The 16628-nt window shown below is 66.1% G+C and carries 12 protein-coding genes and 1 pseudogene; 4 read left to right on the top strand and 9 right to left on the bottom strand.

Translation table 11 applies throughout. The annotated features are described in order from the left end of the window. The 4 genes and pseudogenes from M3I56_RS34490 to aroQ form a co-directional block, all read right to left on the bottom strand. Positions 1 to 463: pseudogene (locus tag M3I56_RS34490) on the bottom strand (transposase); the annotation flags it as partial. A gap of 128 nt (positions 464 to 591) precedes the next feature. Beyond that, complete coding sequence (locus M3I56_RS34485) at positions 592 to 1890, bottom strand: MFS transporter (RefSeq protein ID WP_254357813.1); 1299 nt, start codon at positions 1888 to 1890, stop codon at positions 592 to 594. Positions 1891 to 2083: 193 nt separating this feature from the next. Beyond that, complete coding sequence (locus tag M3I56_RS34480; protein WP_254345392.1) at positions 2084 to 3004, bottom strand: shikimate dehydrogenase; 921 nt, start codon at positions 3002 to 3004, stop codon at positions 2084 to 2086. Beyond that, positions 3001 to 3456 carry a type II 3-dehydroquinate dehydratase gene (aroQ, locus tag M3I56_RS34475; protein ID WP_254345390.1) on the bottom strand — a complete coding sequence of 152 codons (456 nt, stop codon included), beginning with the start codon at positions 3454 to 3456 and terminating at the stop codon, positions 3001 to 3003. The genes M3I56_RS34480 and aroQ overlap by 4 nt, the downstream gene beginning before the upstream one ends. Before the next feature lie 306 nt (positions 3457 to 3762). Between aroQ and M3I56_RS34470 the strand changes: the two genes are divergently transcribed. From M3I56_RS34470 to M3I56_RS34460, 3 genes are all read left to right on the top strand, one after another. Next, a complete protein-coding gene (locus M3I56_RS34470; RefSeq protein ID WP_254357812.1) occupies positions 3763 to 5679 on the top strand; it encodes a bifunctional sugar phosphate isomerase/epimerase/4-hydroxyphenylpyruvate dioxygenase family protein in 1917 nt (638 codons plus the stop codon). A 121-nt stretch (positions 5680 to 5800) separates the two neighbouring features. Next, positions 5801 to 6979, top strand: coding sequence for a porin (locus tag M3I56_RS34465; RefSeq protein WP_254357809.1), 1179 nt, complete (start codon positions 5801 to 5803; stop codon positions 6977 to 6979). 136 nt (positions 6980 to 7115) lie between these two features. Beyond that, the gene (locus M3I56_RS34460) at positions 7116 to 8471 is read left to right on the top strand and encodes a helix-turn-helix domain-containing protein (RefSeq protein ID WP_254357808.1); all 1356 of its coding nucleotides are present in this window, start codon (positions 7116 to 7118) and stop codon (positions 8469 to 8471) included. A gap of 26 nt (positions 8472 to 8497) precedes the next feature. Here M3I56_RS34460 and M3I56_RS34455 read toward each other — a convergent pair whose 3' ends face one another. Continuing rightward, positions 8498 to 10153, bottom strand: coding sequence for an AMP-binding protein (locus M3I56_RS34455; protein WP_254357807.1), 1656 nt, complete (start codon positions 10151 to 10153; stop codon positions 8498 to 8500). Positions 10154 to 10524: 371 nt separating this feature from the next. Between M3I56_RS34455 and M3I56_RS34450 the strand changes: the two genes are divergently transcribed. Further along, positions 10525 to 12054, top strand: a complete 1530-nt coding sequence (locus M3I56_RS34450) for an inorganic phosphate transporter (RefSeq protein ID WP_375541841.1) — start codon at positions 10525 to 10527, stop codon at positions 12052 to 12054. Here the strand turns inward: M3I56_RS34450 and aliA are convergent. From aliA to badH, 4 genes are all read right to left on the bottom strand, one after another. Beyond that, a complete protein-coding gene (gene aliA / locus M3I56_RS34445) occupies positions 11990 to 13708 on the bottom strand; it encodes a cyclohexanecarboxylate-CoA ligase (RefSeq protein WP_254357805.1) in 1719 nt (572 codons plus the stop codon). The two genes, M3I56_RS34450 and aliA, sit on opposite strands and share 65 nt — an antisense overlap. 46 nt (positions 13709 to 13754) lie before the next feature. Continuing rightward, positions 13755 to 14906, bottom strand: a complete 1152-nt coding sequence (gene aliB / locus M3I56_RS34440) for a cyclohexanecarboxyl-CoA dehydrogenase (RefSeq protein ID WP_254357804.1) — start codon at positions 14904 to 14906, stop codon at positions 13755 to 13757. 61 nt (positions 14907 to 14967) lie between these two features. Next, positions 14968 to 15750: a 2-ketocyclohexanecarboxyl-CoA hydrolase gene (gene badI / locus M3I56_RS34435; RefSeq protein ID WP_028205392.1), complete on the bottom strand. Its 783-nt coding sequence runs from the start codon at positions 15748 to 15750 to the stop codon at positions 14968 to 14970. A 50-nt stretch (positions 15751 to 15800) separates the two neighbouring features. Beyond that, positions 15801 to 16568, bottom strand: a complete 768-nt coding sequence (badH, locus tag M3I56_RS34430) for a 2-hydroxycyclohexanecarboxyl-CoA dehydrogenase (RefSeq protein WP_254357803.1) — start codon at positions 16566 to 16568, stop codon at positions 15801 to 15803. Positions 16569 to 16628: the final 60 nt, after the last annotated feature.

The following is a 16628-nucleotide window of genomic DNA, read 5'->3' as shown; positions in this document are numbered from 1 at the left end:
GATGAAATCGGGCGACACTTCGGTGCCGTAGGTCTCGGCCAGAAACGCCTGGATCTCGCGCACGCTCATGCCACGCGCGTACATCGCGATGATGCGCTCGTCAAAGCCGGTGAAACGACGCTCATGTTTGGGAATCAGGATCGGTTCGAAGCTACCGTCGCGGTCCCGCGGCAGTTCAACCCTGAGCGGGCCGTGATCCGTGATGATCGTCTTGCCGGTGGCGCCGTTGCGCTCGTTGGTCTGGCCTTCGGGCTTGCTGCCCCGGCGGGTAGCCCAGATGCCTGTTCATCTCGGCGCCCATCGCGCGCTCGATGACGGCCTTGTTGAACGCCAGCATCAGGTCCTGAACCTCGGCGGGCGTCATCGGCCCCTTGACCAGTTCGTCAAGCAGGCCTTCAGGCAGGGCAGGCAGCGGCCCTCGGGCCGCTGCCTGCGAAGCTACCGTGCGCTTCTTCATCGGCATATCCATGATTTTTACCTCTCATGATATGCCTCGCCCACGAAATGACGGATAGGTCCGATATGCCTCGCCCACGAAATGACGGATAGGTCCCGAAAACAGGGAACCGCCAAAGACCCCAAAGCAGCGACTTAAAGCTCGATCCGCTTGATATCACCCACGATGAAGATGTACGAGGCCGCGCCGATCAGCGCGATGACGCCGATGAACACGAGCGCCCAGACGAACGAGCCCGTTACACCCACGATCAGCCCCACGACCAGCGGCGTGATGATACCCGCGAGATTGGCCGCAAGGTTGAAAATACCGCCCGTGAGACCGAGCATGCCCGCCGGCGCGATATCCGATACGAGCGTCCAGCCGAGCGCGGCCATCCCTTGCGAGAAGAACGCCACCGAAAGGATCGCGATCACGGCCACGTTGCTCTCCACGAAGTTCGCGAGAATGATCGTCGAGGCGAGCAGCAGACCGGCGATGATCGGCAGCTTGCGCGCCACGTTGGCCGAGATGCCGCGGCGCAGCATCCAGTCGGAGAACGTACCGCCGAACATCACGCCGATCGACGCAGCAATGAACGGCATGATCGCGAAGAAGCCGATCTTGAGCCAGCCCATGTGACGCTCGGTGGCGAGGTAGGTCGGGAACCACGTGAGGAAGAACACGAGCGTGGAGTTGCCCGCGAACTGCCCGAGGCAGATGCCCGCGAGCTGACGGCGGCGCACCAGCTGGCCGGCCATGCGCCAGTCGAAGCCCTGCTTTTTCGGTTGCCCGGCAGCGGCTTGCGCGTCGGCCTTGCGCTCGTGACGAGCGAGACCGCCGCCCGCCTCGATGTAATCGAGCTCGGCGCGGTTGGCCGCAGGATGCTCGTGCGGCTCGCGATACAGGAACCACCACACCAGACCGAACACAATGCCCACGCCGCCCACCACGTAGAACAGCGAGCGCCAGCCGTAGGCGCCCATCAGCGCGAAGAGGAACGGGCTAAAGAACGCGAGGCCGATGTACTCGCCCACCGTATAGGTGCCCGTGGCGAACGCGCGCTCGCTTTGCGGGAACCACGTCGCGACCACGCGGCTATTGGTCGGGAAGCACGGCGACTCCGCGGCGCCGAGACCCAGACGACACGCGAACAGCGCGCCCACGCCGCTGATGAAGCCCTGTGCGAGCGTGCACATCGACCAGAGCGTCATCGAAAGCCAGTAGGTGAACTTGCTGCCGAAGCGGTCGAGGAACACGCCGCCCGGAATCTGCGCGACGACGTAGCTCCACGAGAACGCCGAGAACACGACGCCCATGAGCGCCGCGTTGATGCCCAGTTCCTTGGTGAGCTGCGGCGCTGCGATGCCAAGCACGGTGCGATCGAGGTAGTTGATCATCGTGCCGACGGCCAGCAAGCCCAGGATGCGATAGCGCGCCTTCGAGCGACGCATTGCGCCCTCGGCGGGCGCGGCTGCGGAAAGGTTCGGCGCGTCGCCGCGCCCTGTGGATACGGGTGGTGCCATGTCGTCGTCTCCGATGTGTCGGCGGGAGTTGGCGCTTGAGCGCTGGCTCCCGTCCCATGCCTGTTTCGCGGTCGGCGGGAGTTCGCGCTTTCACACTGACTCCCGCCGCGCGCTGTCGTTGTTATTCGCCGGCGCTTGCAGCGTTCGCCGCCAGCATGGATTGCAGATGCGCATACATGCGTTCCGCGTCGGGCTCGACGCCCGTGAACAGCCGGAACGCATCCACTGCCTGGTACACCGCCATGCCGCCGCCGCTCAGCGTGCGGCAGCCGCGCGCTTCAGCCGCTTCGAGCAGCGCGGTGCGGATCGGGAAATAAACGATGTCCGCCACCCACAGCCGCTCGTGCAGATACTCCGCGGGCAGCGGCATGCCGGGCAACTTCGCCATGCCGGTGGGCGTGGCGTGGATAAGGCCCGTGGCGTGCTGGAGCACTTCGCGCAGATCGCCGCCCGCGCTCACGCGAACCGCCGGGAAGCGCGCCTGCAATTCGCTGGCGAGCGACTCGGCGCGCGACGCGTCCACGTCGAACAGCGTGAGCGCCTGGGCGCCCATCTGCAGCGCCGCGTGCGCGACCGCCGCGCCCGCGCCGCCCGCGCCCAGTTGCACCACCGCTTCGAGCGAGACGTCGGCAAGGCCGCGCTGGAACGCGCGCGCGAAACCCGACCAGTCGGTGTTGTGGCCGATGCGCTTGCCGTCGCGGAACAACACCGTGTTCACAGCGCCGAGGGCGCGAGCGTCATCGGAGAGTTCGTCGAGCAGTTCGATCACAGCCTGCTTGCACGGATAGGTGATGTTCAATCCGTCGAAGCCCATGCGCTCGGCGGCCAGCAACAGATCGGGCAGCGCGGCGGGCGTGAGCTTCAGCGCTTCGAGGTCGATGCGCCGGTACACATAGTTGAAGCCGAGTTCGCGACCTTCCTGCTCCTGCATCGCGGGGGTGAGCGAGCCGCCGATGCCCGAGCCGATCAGCCCGCAGAGAAACGAGTTGGCGGTTGCGCGCGCGCCCAGCGCGTTCGTTTTGGCGGTGTCCTGGGCGCTCATTGCGTCACCTTTTTAGCGAGCAGCGTGGCCATGCGCTCCAGCGCGAGCACATACCCTTGCGTGCCGCAGCCGACGATGATGGCCTCCGCAACAGGCGAAACGAAGGAATGGTGCCGGAACGCCTCGCGCTTGTGCACGTTCGAGATATGGACCTCGATCACCGGCTTCGCGATGGCGGAAAGCGCATCGGCAATCGCCACCGACGTATGCGTATAAGCAGCCGGATTGATGACGATGCCGTCTACGCGCGTGCGCGCTTCGTGCAGCCAGTCGATCAGCTGATGCTCGGCGTTCGACTGGCGAAAATCGATCTCGAGCCCAAGACGCCCCGCCGCCTCGCGGCACAGGTTGGCGACGTCATCTAACGTTTCAGCGCCGTAGATCGCGGGCTCCCGCGTTCCCAGCAGATTCAGGTTCGGTCCGTTCAGGACCAGCACCGAAGGCATTCCCATTGCACACACTCCAGAACAGCTTGACGACCGGCACGGCGCATACTGAAGAACCGTTGCATGCTTCACCGCATGGCCGCCAGTGTGCCGCGAAGCGGTGCACCGGTCACCTGGGGTTTGCCAGAATTTGTACTAACTAGTTAGTTTGGCGTATCCTTCGGACACTCCAGCGGCAAGTGTGTCTGCGGTGCGCCAGTTAGTTAAACGCCCGCCCCACGCCGCCGCGCCGGTCCCTTGTTCAACACCGAAGTCGCAGTCAGCACGCTCGCCATGTCCATGTCCAAGCCGCTCCATGCCCCCTCTCGCGCGCTGCGCCGCTCGATCGCCACGGTGTCGATCAGCGGCACGCTCGCCGAAAAGCTCGCCGCGATCCGCGCCGCGGGCTTCGATGCCGTCGAGATCTTCGAGAACGATCTGCTCTATTTCGAAGGCTCGCCCGCCGACGTGCGCCGCATGGCTGGCGATCTCGGCCTCGATATCGTGCTGTACCAGCCGTTCCGCGATTTCGAAGGCGTCGCGCCCGAGCGCCTCGCGCGCAACATCGAACGCGTGAAGCGCAAGTTCGACGTGATGCATCAACTGGGCACGGACCGTTTGCTGGTGTGCAGCAATGTCTCGCCCGAAACGATCTGCGACGACGCCCTGGCCGCCGAACAGCTTGGCGCGCTCGCGCAAGCCGCCGGGGAAGCGGGCGTGACGATCTGTTATGAGGCGCTTGCGTGGGGACGCCACGTGCGCACCTATGGCCACGCGTGGCGGCTCGTCAACACCGTCAATCACGCGAACCTGACGCTCGCGCTGGACAGCTTCCATACGCTCTCGCTCGACGACGCGCCCGACGGCATCGCCGCGATTCCGGGCTCGCGCATCGGTTTCGTACAGATCGCCGATGCACCGAGAATGCAGATGGACGTGCTCGAATGGAGCCGGCACTATCGTTGCTTCCCGGGCCAGGGCGACTTCGCGCTCGCGGATTTCACGGCGCAGGTGGTGAAAAGCGGCTACACGGGCCCGCTCTCGCTCGAAATCTTCAATGACGGCTTTCGCGGCGCGCCGCCCGCCGCCACCGCCGCCGACGGCCATCGCTCGCTCTTGCTGCTCGAATCGCTCACGCGCGAAACCCTGCAGGCGGAGCATGTCGATGCGAGCGCGCTCTACCATCCGAGCGCCGCGCCCGCGAACGCGCAGTGGCAATTCCTCGAGTTCGCCGTGGACGACACCGCGCGCGCGCATGTGGCGAACTGGCTCGAAAAGCTGCGTTTCCGCCGCGCGGGCCAGCATCGTTCGAAGGACGTGACGCTCTATCAGCACGGCTCGGCCGCCATCGTGCTCAACGCCGAGCCCGACTCGTTCGCCGGCGCGTTTTTCCAGCGCCATGGGCTCTCGCTCTGCGCCTCGGCGTTTCGCGTGGACGATGCGCGCCTCGCGCTCGAACGCGCGGCGGGCTTTGGCTACCAGCCGTTCTCGGGCCGCGTGGGTCCGAACGAGCGCGTGGTGCCCGCCGTCCAGGGGCCGGACGGCAGTCTTAACTATTTCGTTAATGAGGAGCCGGGCCAGCCCACCCTCTTCGAAGCCGATTTCGCGCTCACGGATATCGACGGCCCGGTCGAAGTGGGACCGATCGCGGGCATCGATCACGTGAGCCTTTCGCTGCCTGCCGGCTCGTTCGACTCGTGGGTGCTGTTCCTGAAGTCGGCGTTCGGGCTCGAAGCGACGCCCGCCGTGCTGCTGCCCGACCCGTACGGCCTCGTGCGCAGCCGCGCACTCATGAGCCGCGACCGCGGGTTGCGCGTCGTGCTCAACGCCTCGGTGGACCAGCACACGGCCGCGGCAGAGACCGTGCGCGCCTACCACGGCACGGGCCTGAACCACGTGGCGTTCAACACCGGTGACATCTTCCGCGCCGTGACCGAATTCGAGGCGGCCGGTGTGCCGCTCCTGCGCGTACCCGCGAACTATTACGACGATCTCGACGCGCGCCATGCGCTCGACCCCGAGTTTCTCGACGCGCTGCGCAACCACAACCTGCTCTACGACCGCGACGAGCGCGGCGGCGAGTTCCTGCACGCCTACACGGAGACGCTCGACCAGCGCTTCTTCCTGGAGATCGTGGAGCGGCGCGGCGGCTATGACGGCTACGGCGCGCCCAACGCCGCCGTGCGCCTCGCGGCGCAGGCGCGCCAGCGCGCACTCGCCGCTGAGGGGGCGCGCCAACCGCAGGATTGATTCAAACGCGGTCACCGTAGTCACTTCGCGCAGCAGTACGCACGCCGCATCGACCTGAAAATCAGGCGGCGTAGCAAAGAAAAATATAAGCAGTCCAAATCTCACCCGGAGACACACAACGATGAAGAAAGCAGGCCTTGGTTTTGGCACGTTCCTAGCCACCAGCGCGGCCCTCGTGGCCAGCCCGGCGTTCGCGCAAAGCAGCGTCACGCTTTACGGCGCCGTCGACGACGCCATTACCTACGTCAACAACCAGAACGGCCACTCGAACGTCTATCTGCGCCAGGGCAACCTGTATGCGTCCAAGTTCGGCTTGCAGGGCAAGGAAGATCTCGGCGGCGGCACGTTCGCGATCTTCGACCTGCAGAACGGCTTCGACCTCAACTCGGGCGCGCTTTCGTCGAGCGGACTGATCTTCAATCGCCAGGCCTACGTGGGCCTGCAGAACCAGAACCTGGGCACGTTCACGGCTGGCCGCCAGTACACGCCGTATTACCTGTTCGTCGGGCCGCTCACGGGAAGCTCGTGGCTCACGGGCGCAACCGGCGCGCACCCCGGCGATATCGACGGTCTCGACACGACCGTGCGCATCAACAATTCAGCCACCTACACCTCGCCGATCTTTTACGGCGTGCAGGCCAGCGCCATGTACGCGCTCGGCGGCATTGCGGGCAGCACCGGCAAGGGCCAGACGTGGAGCGCCGCGCTGCGCTATTCCGCCGGCCCGGTGAGCGTCGCCGCGGCCATCCTGCGCATGGACAACGCGCAGTTGACGAGCGGATTCGACAGCTCCTCCACCGGCAGCTTCGGCAAGTCGTCGCTGAATACGGGCTATGTCTCGGCGAGCGCGGTCCAGCACATCGCGGCCGGCGGCAACTACACGATCGGCAACCTGGTCCTCGGCGCGTCGTATTCGAACGTTCAGTACATTGCGGGTGGCAAGTCGATCTTCCACGACACGGCCATCTTCAACACCTGGGCGGCGCTCGCCGTGTACCGCTTCACGCCGGCCTTCGACGTGGGCGGCGGCTTCGCCTATACGCTGGCCTCGAAGGCCAACGGCATCACGAGCGCGGCGCGTTATCAGCAGTACTCGCTCAAGGAGTCGTACCACCTCTCGAAGCGCACCACGCTTTATGCGCTGCAGGCCTACCAGCACGCGGGCGGCCAGACGCTCGGCGCGAACGGCGCGGGCAACATCGTCAACGCGAGCCCGGCCGTGGGCGACTCGCAGAACTCGACGCCCTCGTCCACGCGCTCGCAGTTCGTCGGCATGGCCGGTATCGCGCTGTTGTTCTGAGCGTTGTGCCGATGCACCGCCGGGGGTCGCCTGCACGGCCCCCGGTTTCGCCTGCAGCCCCTCGACGCAACGGCACGGCGCTGAGTACACTCGCGGGTATCGCCTAAACGAACCCGCGCGAATCCGCGAACTCACCGTGCCGCCCCCCGTTCCCTCCATCAGCCCACGCCTGCGCAGCAGGCTTCGCACGCTCGCCAAAACCCAGCCCAAGGCGGTCCAGCGCACCTACGACACGCTGCTCTCGCTCGAAGGCTATAGTGCGCTCTCGGCGGCGGCGCGCAAGGACATCTTCTCGTCGATCGCGTTTTCCGCGAACCTGTGGTTCCAGTGCCTGCTCGACGGTACGCCGCCCACCTCCGAAGTCATGGACCAGACCGCGGCGTTCGCGCGCCGCCGCGTGCACCAGAACGTGCCGCTGCGCTCGCTGCTGCGCGCCTTTCGCCTGGGCGCGCGCGAGTTGTGGCGCACCTGCACGGAGCTTGCGGAAGCCGACCCGGCGCTCGCGCACGAACTGCTATTCGATATTTCGCCTTATCTGCTCGATTATTTCGATGCGATGGCCGAGCACATCGCCGAGGCCTATCTCGACGAGCAGCACCAGCAGGCGCGCTGGCGCGGCTCGCTGCTGCAGCAGCTCTACGACCTCGTGTTCCATGCCCCCGACGACGCCGCACGCTTTCGCGAGACCGTCGAGGCGCTCGGCCTCGACGCCACGCTACCGCGCATTGCGCTCGCCGTCGATCTGGACTTGCGCGACCACGCGCCTTCGGTGCGCGAGGATGCGCTCGACCGATTCGCACTCAGCGCCGCGCGGCACTTCGAGCTGAAGCCCGATGCGCTGGTGCGTGCGTGGCACCGCGAGCGGCTGGTGTTCTGGCTGCCGTGCGTGCGGGGCGATTCGATGACGCGCAACGATCAGCGCGTGGCCGAGCATGCGGCCGCGCTCGCGCGCGCCGAGCCGCGTGTGCGCAGCATCGGCATCGGGCTCATGAACGAAGGGGCGCGCGGCTGGGCGGCCTCGGTGGAAGAAGCGCTCAAGGCGGTGGACTTTGCGCCGCGTGGCAGCCGCGCGGACGACGGCGACGAAAATGGCGACGAACCCGGCAACTTCCTGCGCGTGCACCGCTTTTCGTCGATCGCCATCGAGGAGAGTGTGCGCAGCAGCGCCAACGTGCTGCGCTATCTCGTCTCGCTCGCCGAGCAACTGGCGACAGAGGCGGACCTGCTCGCCACGCTCGAAGCGTGGTTCGCCAGCGGGCAGCGCCGGCGCCAGACGGCTGAAACGTTAGGGGTGCATCCGAATACGCTCGACTACCGGCTCGAGCGCATCGAGACGCTGCTGGGCGCGAAGCTCACCGACGCGCACTGGATCGCGCGGCTCGATATCGCGCTCAAGCTGCGTGGGGCGACGCAGGGTGTCCAGCGCGATGGCAAGAAGATGGAGAAGAAGGGACGCCTCGGGGTGAAGAAGGCGAAGAGCGCGGCGCGCTGAATGACGCGACACGCCGCTCTCGCGCGTCACCCCGCGTCGCGCAATTCACGCCGCAAGATCTTGCCCACCGTCGACTTCGGCAGCGCCTCGACGAAGCTCACCACGCGCGGCACCTTGTACGCCGCGAGTTGCGCCCGGCAATGCGCGATCACGGCTTCCTCGCTCAGCGCCGCCTCACGCGCGGGCACCACGAACACGCGCACGGCCTCGCCGCTTCGTTCGTCGGCCACGCCCACACACGCGCATTCGGCCACGCCCGGCAGCGCGGTCACGACCGCCTCGATTTCATTCGGATACACGTTGAAGCCCGAAACGAGGATCATGTCCTTCGAGCGATCGACAATACGCAGAAAGCCACGCGCGTCGAACACGCCCACGTCGCCGGTGCGAAAGTAGCCATCGTCCGTAAACGCGGCGCGCGTGGCCTCGGGCTGGTTCCAGTAGCCCTGCATCACCTGCGGGCCCTTCGCGCAGATCTCACCCGGCTCGCCTGGCGCGGCCTCGACGCCGTCGTTCATCAGCTTGACGTCGGTGGAGGGCACCGGCAGCCCCGTCGTCCCGGTGAAGCGATCGACGCTCCCCGGGTTGAACGACAGCACCGGGCTCGTCTCCGACAGCCCGTAGCCTTCGCGGATGAAGCCGCCCGTAATGGCCTGCCAGCGCTCGGACACCGTAGGAATGATCGCCGCGCCGCCGCCGCCCGCGAGCCGCAGCCGCGAAAAATCGACCTCGCCGATGCGCGGATGCGCAACGAGCCCCGCATAGAGCGTATTCACGCCCATGAAGCTCGTGGGCCGCGCGGCCTTGAACACATCGATCATGCCGTCGAGATCGCGCGCATTCGCAACGAGCCAGTTGTCGGCGCCAATCGAGAAGTAGGTGATCAGATTCACCGTCAGCGCGAAGATGTGATAGAGCGGCAGCGCGGTCACGACGACTTCCTCGCCCGGGTTCATGAAGCCCGGCATGAAGGCCTTGAACTGCTCGACGTTGGCGACGAGGTTGCGGTGCGTGAGCAGCGCGCCCTTGGAAAGCCCGGTCGTGCCGCCCGTATATTGCAGGAAGAGCGGATCGTCGCCGCACAACGCGGGGGCTTCGAACGGCAAGCCGGCGCCCTGTGCGAGCGCCGTCGCAAACGAGCCGGGCTGCACATCGCGCTCTCCGCCCGCGCTTGCGCAATCGCTTGCAGCAACGCTCAGCACGGTCTGCACGGCCGTATGCGCCTTGATCGCATCGAAAGTGGGCAGCGCACCCTCGAACACCACGAGCGTTTGCGCGCCGGAATCCACCAGCTGGTGCTGAAGCTCGCGCGGCGTATAGAGCGGATTCACGTTCACCTGCACCGCCCCTGCGCGCACGATGCCGATCAGCGCGATGGGAAACGCGAGCAGGTTCGGCAACATCACGGCGACGCGGTCGCCCTTCTTCACGCCCACGTGCTGCAGATACGCCGCGAAGTCGCGCGAGAGACGATCGACATCGGCGTAGCTGAGCGAAGCGTCGCCCGGCGAAGCGTCGCCCGGCGAAGCGTCGCCCGGCGTGGCGTCGCCCGCGCGCAATGCCGGCCGGTGCGCATGTTCGCGCATCGCCTCAATGAACATATGCGCGAGCGACGGATGCCGATCGGGATTGATGGTGGCGGGAATCTCGCCATAGCTGGCGAACCAGGGGGCTTTCGACACGTTCGTCTCCATGAATTCAATTCGCGGCTTGTATGCGAGGTGCCGCGTTTCACGCCCATGCTACGGGCTTGGCCGCGCCGGGAGAACTGGGAAAGCGGATAAGGTGATTGTGAAAAGTCACAAAAGCGCGCCCGCGCGCGGACCCGTGCGGCGTCACGTCCGTGTCTGATTTTTGTCATTTGTGCGACACTGCGTCGTCTCGTCCGCAGCGCTTTTCCAGCGTGCCGACGCGGCACCGCGCCACGCACGTTTGCGAACCCGCATACGCTGTGCCGAGGCGCTTCCCCAAGCGGATTGACCAGAGCCACCACGCTTTCATGCCGGACATACCCTTGTCCCCCTACCGCGCTCCGAGCGCACGCCGCCGCGGTATGGGCATCGCCCTATTTCTCGCCGTCATCGCGGCCGGGGCGATTTATGTCATCGATCATCTCGTCGTTGATTTGCGCGCCGTGCGCGAAAGCTCGGCGCTGCCCTTCATCCTGCTCGGGCTTGCGCTCCTCATCGCGCTCGGCTTCGAGTTCGTGAACGGCTTTCACGACACCGCCAACGCCGTCGCTACCGTCATCTACACGAACTCACTCGATCCGCATCTCGCGGTGGCATGGTCGGGCGCGTGGAATTTCATCGGCGTGCTCGTCTCCAGCGGCGCGGTCGCGTTCGGCATCCTGCAACTGCTGCCGGTGGAACTCATCCTTCAGGTCGGCAGCGGTGCAGGCTTCGCCATGGTGTTCGCACTCCTGATCGCCGCAATCGTCTGGAACCTCGGCACCTGGTATTTCGGGCTGCCTTCATCCAGTTCACATACGCTCGTGGGCTCGATCATCGGCGTGGGGATCATGAACCAGTTCATCAGCGGGCCTTCGGGCACGAGCGGCGTGGACTGGGACCAGGCGGCGGGCGTGGGCAAAGCGCTGCTGTTCTCGCCCGTGGTCGGCTTCGTGATGGCCGGGCTGCTGCTGCTCGTGCTCAAGCTGCTCGTGCGCGTGCCCGCGCTCTATGCCGAGCCCAAAGCCAACCAGGCGCCGCCGCTCTGGATCCGAACGCTGCTCATTCTCACCTGCACCGGCGTTTCGTTCGCCCACGGCTCGAACGACGGCCAGAAAGGCATGGGCCTCATCATGCTGATCCTGATCGGCGTCGTGCCGACCGCCTACGCGCTCAACAAGGCCGTCACGCCCGAGCAAACCGCGGCGTTCGTGGTCGTGGCGCGCGAGGCGTCCGCAACGCTAGGCCGATACGCGCACGGCGCGCCGCCCGACAATGCGCGCGCCGAGGTCGAGGCGTTCGTGCGCACACGCCAGCTCACGCCCGCCACGCTGCCCGCGCTGCGCCAGCTCACCGATACCATCGCCGACCAGGTCGCCCTTTCCGGCTCGATGGCGACGGTGCCCGACGCGATCGTCGACAACGTGCGCAACAACATGTACGTGGCGAGCGAAGCGATCCGCCTGATGCAAAAGGCGAAGGCACCCGAGATGTCACCCGGGGACGCCAAGGTGCTCGACACCTTCCGCAAGCAGATGGACCACTCGACCAAGTTCATTCCGACCTGGGTGAAGGTGGCCGTGGCTCTCGCGCTCGGTCTCGGCACGATGGTGGGCTGGAAGCGCATCGTCGTGACGGTGGGCGAAAAGATCGGAAAGCAGCACCTTACCTATGGTCAGGGCGCTTCGGCCGAAGCGGTCGCCATGATTACGATCGGCATGGCCGATGTCTACGGCTTGCCGGTGTCGACTACGCATATCCTCGCTTCGGGCGTGGCGGGCACGATGGCCGCGAACGGCTCGGGCCTGCAGTGGGGCACCGTGCGCAACCTCGTGCTCGCGTGGGTGCTCACGTTGCCTGCTTCGATTGCGCTGGCTGCTGGTCTTTACTGGATGTTCCGGCAGGTTTTCTGACATCGGCTTCACGCAGCATGTCGCGCAAACGGAACTTCTGCACCTTGCCTGCGGGCGTGGTCGGCATGGCATCGAGCAGCCATAGCCGCTCGGGCAGGTACTGCGCGGCCACCTTGTGCGACTTGAGAAAGCCTACGAGCGAAGGCAGATCGACAACGGCGCCAGGCCTGGCCACCACTACGGCGCAGGCGCGCTCGCCCAGCCGCTCGTCCGCGTACGCGACGATCGCCACCTGCGCAACCGCGGGATGACGATAGAGCAGCGACTCGATCTCGACCACGGGAATATTCTCGCCGCCGCGAATGATCACGTCCTTGCTGCGGCCGCTGATGCGGATGTAGCCGCGCTCGTCGACGATCGCGAGGTCCCCGGTGTCGAACCAGCCTTGCGCATCTGTCGCGTTGAGATGCGCGCGCTTGAGATAGCCGCCGAAACCCGAGCATGCGCGCACGAAAAGCCGGCCCGCTACGTTCGGCGGCAGCGCGTGGTCGTTCTCGTCCACCACCTTCACTTCCACGCCCGGCAGCGGCGCACCATCGGTCGTGGACGCGCGTTCGTCATCGTCGTCCAGACGCGTGAGCGTCACCGCGCCCAGCTCCGTCATGCCCCACGCGGAGACAATCTTCGCCCCCAGCGCCGTGCGCGCGCGTTCGACCAGTGCGCCGGGAATCGGCGCGCCCGCGCACAAGAACGTCCGTAGCGTCGGCACGCGCGTGCCCGTCTCGATGGCCGCGTGGGCGAGATCGCCGAGAAACGCCGTGGACGCCATCGTGAACGTAGCACGCTCCTGTGCGACGAGCGCGAGCGCCGTCTCGGGCTGCCATACGTCCTGCAGGACGGCGCTCGCCCGCAAGGCGATCGGCATCATGAGGCCATACATGAAGCCGGTTTGATGCGCCATCGGCGAGGCCATCAGCACGACATCGTCGCGGCCGAGACGCATGGCCTGCGCATAAGGAAGAATGTTCGAAAACAGCGTGTTCGCCGTGTGCATCACGCCCTTGGGCTCGCCCGTCGTGCCGGAGGTGTAGAGCAGTTGCGTCACGTCGTCGGGGCCTGGGCGATTGCGCGTGAGGATGGCTTTGGCGTCACTCGCTTCTTCCCAGCGCGGGCCGCTCAGGAGCGCTTCGAAACTGTTGCGCGCCGGCTCGCCTTCGTCGGTTGCGCCCACGACCACCACGTGCTCCAAGGCAGGTAGTTCAGGCCGCAGCGCGCGCAGCATGGCCTCGTAGTCGAAGCCTCGATAGCGCTGCGGCACGATCATCACCCTGCTGCCGCCATGGTTGAGCATGAACGACAACTCGCGCTCGCGAAAGATCGGCATGAGTGGATTGAGCACCGCACCGATGCGCGAGGACGCGAGATATAGCAGCGTGAACTGCCAGCAGTTCGGCAGCTGCATCGAGACCACGTCGCCCTTCGCGACGCCGAGCCTGACCAGGCCCACGGCAATGCGGTCCGCCATGCGCGCCATCTGCGCGTAGGTGAAGCGCGTGGCCTCTCCGTCTTCGATTCGTACCGCCGTGAGCGCGGTCTTCGCCGGACACTCCGCCACGCAGGCGTCCAGTTCGTCGTTGATGGTGCGCCCGGGCCACCAGCGCCGTGCCTCCTCCCGCGCGCGGCGCGGCCCGATCAATACCGCGTCGAACTCCATATGCAGCCTCCCGTGGCGTTGCAGGAAACGTCGCAGGCGGCGCGCATCATGCCGGCACCGCGTCGCGGCCCGCGTTCGAGCGCGCGATGATGGTCTTCATGATCTGAGCCGTGCCGTCGCCGATCTGGAAGCCGAGCACGTCGCGCAGGCGCTGTTCGAGCGGCCCGCGATCGTAGCCGCCGTGCCCGAACGAAAGCAGGCATTGATGCACCACGTCGTAGGCGAGCTTCGGCCCCCACCACTTGCACATGGCCGCTTCGGCCGTATGCGGCAGTCCACGGTCCTTGAGCCACAGCGTTTGCAGGCACAGCAGGCGCGCCGCCTCCACCTGGGTTGCGTATTCGGCGAGCGGATGCGACACGCCCTGGAATGCCGAAAGCGGCTTGCCAAAGGCTTCGCGCTGGGCGACGTACTCCCACGTTTCTTCGAGGCTCACGCTCGCCACGGCAAGCACCTGCAGGCCGATCAGCGCGCGCGAAAAGTCGAAGCCCTGCATCACCTGAACGAAGCCGTTGCCCTCGTCGCCCAGCAGGTGGTCCACCGGCACGCGCACATTCTCGAAGAAGATCGAACCGCGTCCGATGGCGCGCTGCCCGTGGCAGTCGAAGCGGTTGCGCGTGACGCCCGGCAGATCCATCGGCACGAGAATGGCCGAGACGCCGCGTGCGCCGTCTGCCACGCTGCCGGTGCGCGCGAACACCACCGCGGCGTCGGCCTGATCGGCGGCCGAAATCGAGGTCTTCTCGCCGTTGAGGACGTAGTGATCACCTACGCGCTCCATTTTCAGGCGCAGGTTCGCGGCATCCGAGCCGCCGCGCGGTTCCGTGAGCGCGATGGCGAGCAGCGCGCGGCCCTGCGTGAGGCGCTCGAGCCACGGGCGCGCAATCTCGGGGGCGGCGTGCTTGGCGAGGATCTGTCCGTTGAGCGAGGCAAGCAGATTGATGTACGAGAGGCTCAGGTCCGCGCGCGCAATCTCCTCGTGGATCACCCCTGCGGCGAGGCAGCCCAGGCCCTGGCCGCCATACTGCTCAGGCAATTCCGGCGCAATGAAGCCCATCTCGCCCATTTCGAGCATGAGGCCGCGATCGAGCACGCGTGTGGTATCGCGCTCGATAAAGCCAGGCGCGACGCGCCCTTGTGCGAAGCGCCGCGCGTGCTCGCCGAGCGCGGCGAGGTCGTCGTCGATATACGGATTCATGGTGTCTCCTTGAAGCGGCCTGCTCTATTCATTCGTCATCCTTATCGTCATGGAGACGCCTTTATTTGGCGTACTTGCGGAACTCGGGTTTGCGCTTTTCCTGGAAAGCGCGCACGCCCTCGCGCGATTCTTCCGTGTCGTAGTAGAGCTTGAGCGCATACATGCCCATGCCGGCAATGCCGGCCTGATGCGCGGTGTCCATATTGAACGAGCGCTTGGCGATCGCAATGGCCGTGGGGCTCTTTTCCATGATCTCGTCGCACCACTTCTGCACTTCCGCGTCGAGCTGATCGTGCGGCACGACCGCATTCACGAGGCCCATGGCCAGCGCTTCGGCCGCCGGATAGCGTCTGCACAGATACCAGATTTCACGCGCCTTCTTTTCGCCCACCACGCGCGCGAGAAACGCCGTGCCGTAACCCGGATCGACCGAGCCGACCTTCGGGCCCGCCTGCGCGAACACGGCCTTTTCCGAAGCGATGGTGAAATCGCAGATCGTGCACAGCACGTTGCCGCCGCCTACCGCATAGCCCTGCACACGTGCGATCACGGGTTTGGGCACGTCGCGAATCGCCGTGTGCAGCTCTTCCATCGGCAGGCCGATCGTGCCGCGCCCGTCGTACTGTCCCGCGTGCGCGGACTGGTCGCCGCCCGTGCAGAACGCCTTGTCGCCCGCACCCGCAAGGACGATCACGCCGATCTCGCGGTCGTAGCCCGCCTTGTTGATCGCGTGAATGAGTTCGTCGCAGGTGCGCCCGCGAAACGCGTTCATCTTGTCGGGCCGGTTGATGGTGATCCATGCCGCGCCGTTGCGCACTTCGTAGAGAATGTCTTCGTAGTTCATGATCGATGCCTTTGATGTTTCGTAGTCGATAGAGCGCGCGTTCGTCGGCGTTAGCCCGCCATGGTCAGGCCGCCCGATACGCTCAGCACCTGGCCCGTGATGTAGTTCGCGTCGTCGCTCGCGAAGAACACGATCGCGCCGGGCAGATCGTCGGGCTGCCCGATGCGGCCGAGCGGAATGGAGCGCTGGAACGCTTCCAGAAGCTTTTCGGGGTTGCCCGCGCCTTCCTTGTATTCGGCGAAGAGAGCGGTGTCGGTCGGGCCCGGGCACACCACGTTCACGGTGATGCCGTGGCGCGCATGCTCACGCGCGATGGTCTTCGAAAACGCCACGAGGCCGCCCTTGCACGCCGCATAGACCGCTTCGCCCGACGAGCCCACGCGCGCGGCGTCCGAGGCGATGTTGATGATGCGTCCGCGCTTGCGCTCGACCATGCCAGGCAGCACCGCGTGATGCATGTGCAGCGCGCCGGTGAGATTGATGGCGATGAGCTTGTCCCACTGCGCCGGTTCGGTCTTCGTGAACGGGCGGAATACGTCCCAGCCCGCATTGTTCACGAGCACATCCACGGGACCGAGCTGTGCTTGCGCTTGCTCGAGCGCCGTTTCCACCTCCGCGCGGTTCGTGATGTCGCAACGCAGCGCCAGCGCGTGGCCGCCCTTTTCGTGAATCTCCCCGGCCACCTTCAGCGCCGCTTCGAGCGACAGATCCAGCACCGCTACACGCGCGCCCTCGGCCGCGAAGCGCCGGCAGGTCGCCCCGCCGATGCCGCCGCCACCGCCCGTCACCACGACCGTCTTGCCTTCGAGTTTTCGCACCGCGATCCTCCATTCGGTTGAGCAGTACCATAGACGCCTTCGACGCCGGGCCCGCCTTTT

The sequence above is a fragment of the Paraburkholderia sp. CNPSo 3281 genome (assembly GCF_024206515.1).
GTDB lineage: Bacteria > Pseudomonadota > Gammaproteobacteria > Burkholderiales > Burkholderiaceae > Paraburkholderia > Paraburkholderia nodosa.
This window is presented reverse-complemented; position numbering and strand designations above follow the sequence as displayed.

Bases quoted from the DNA above. Each gene is read 5' to 3' on its own strand.
- aliB (WP_254357804.1), bottom strand. From the start codon at position 14,906: ATGAATCCGTATATCGACGACGACCTCGCCGCGCTCGGCGAGCACGCG.
- M3I56_RS34485 (WP_254357813.1), bottom strand. From the start codon at position 1,890: ATGCGTCGCTCGAAGGCGCGCTATCGCATCCTGGGCTTGCTGGCCGTC.
- M3I56_RS34465 (WP_254357809.1), top strand. From the start codon at position 5,801: ATGAAGAAAGCAGGCCTTGGTTTTGGCACGTTCCTAGCCACCAGCGCG.
- aroQ (WP_254345390.1), bottom strand. From the start codon at position 3,456: ATGGGAATGCCTTCGGTGCTGGTCCTGAACGGACCGAACCTGAATCTG.
- M3I56_RS34450 (WP_375541841.1), top strand. From the start codon at position 10,525: ATGGGCATCGCCCTATTTCTCGCCGTCATCGCGGCCGGGGCGATTTAT.
- aliA (WP_254357805.1), bottom strand. From the start codon at position 13,708: ATGGAGTTCGACGCGGTATTGATCGGGCCGCGCCGCGCGCGGGAGGAG.
- M3I56_RS34480 (WP_254345392.1), bottom strand. From the start codon at position 3,004: ATGAGCGCCCAGGACACCGCCAAAACGAACGCGCTGGGCGCGCGCGCA.
- badI (WP_028205392.1), bottom strand. From the start codon at position 15,750: ATGAACTACGAAGACATTCTCTACGAAGTGCGCAACGGCGCGGCATGG.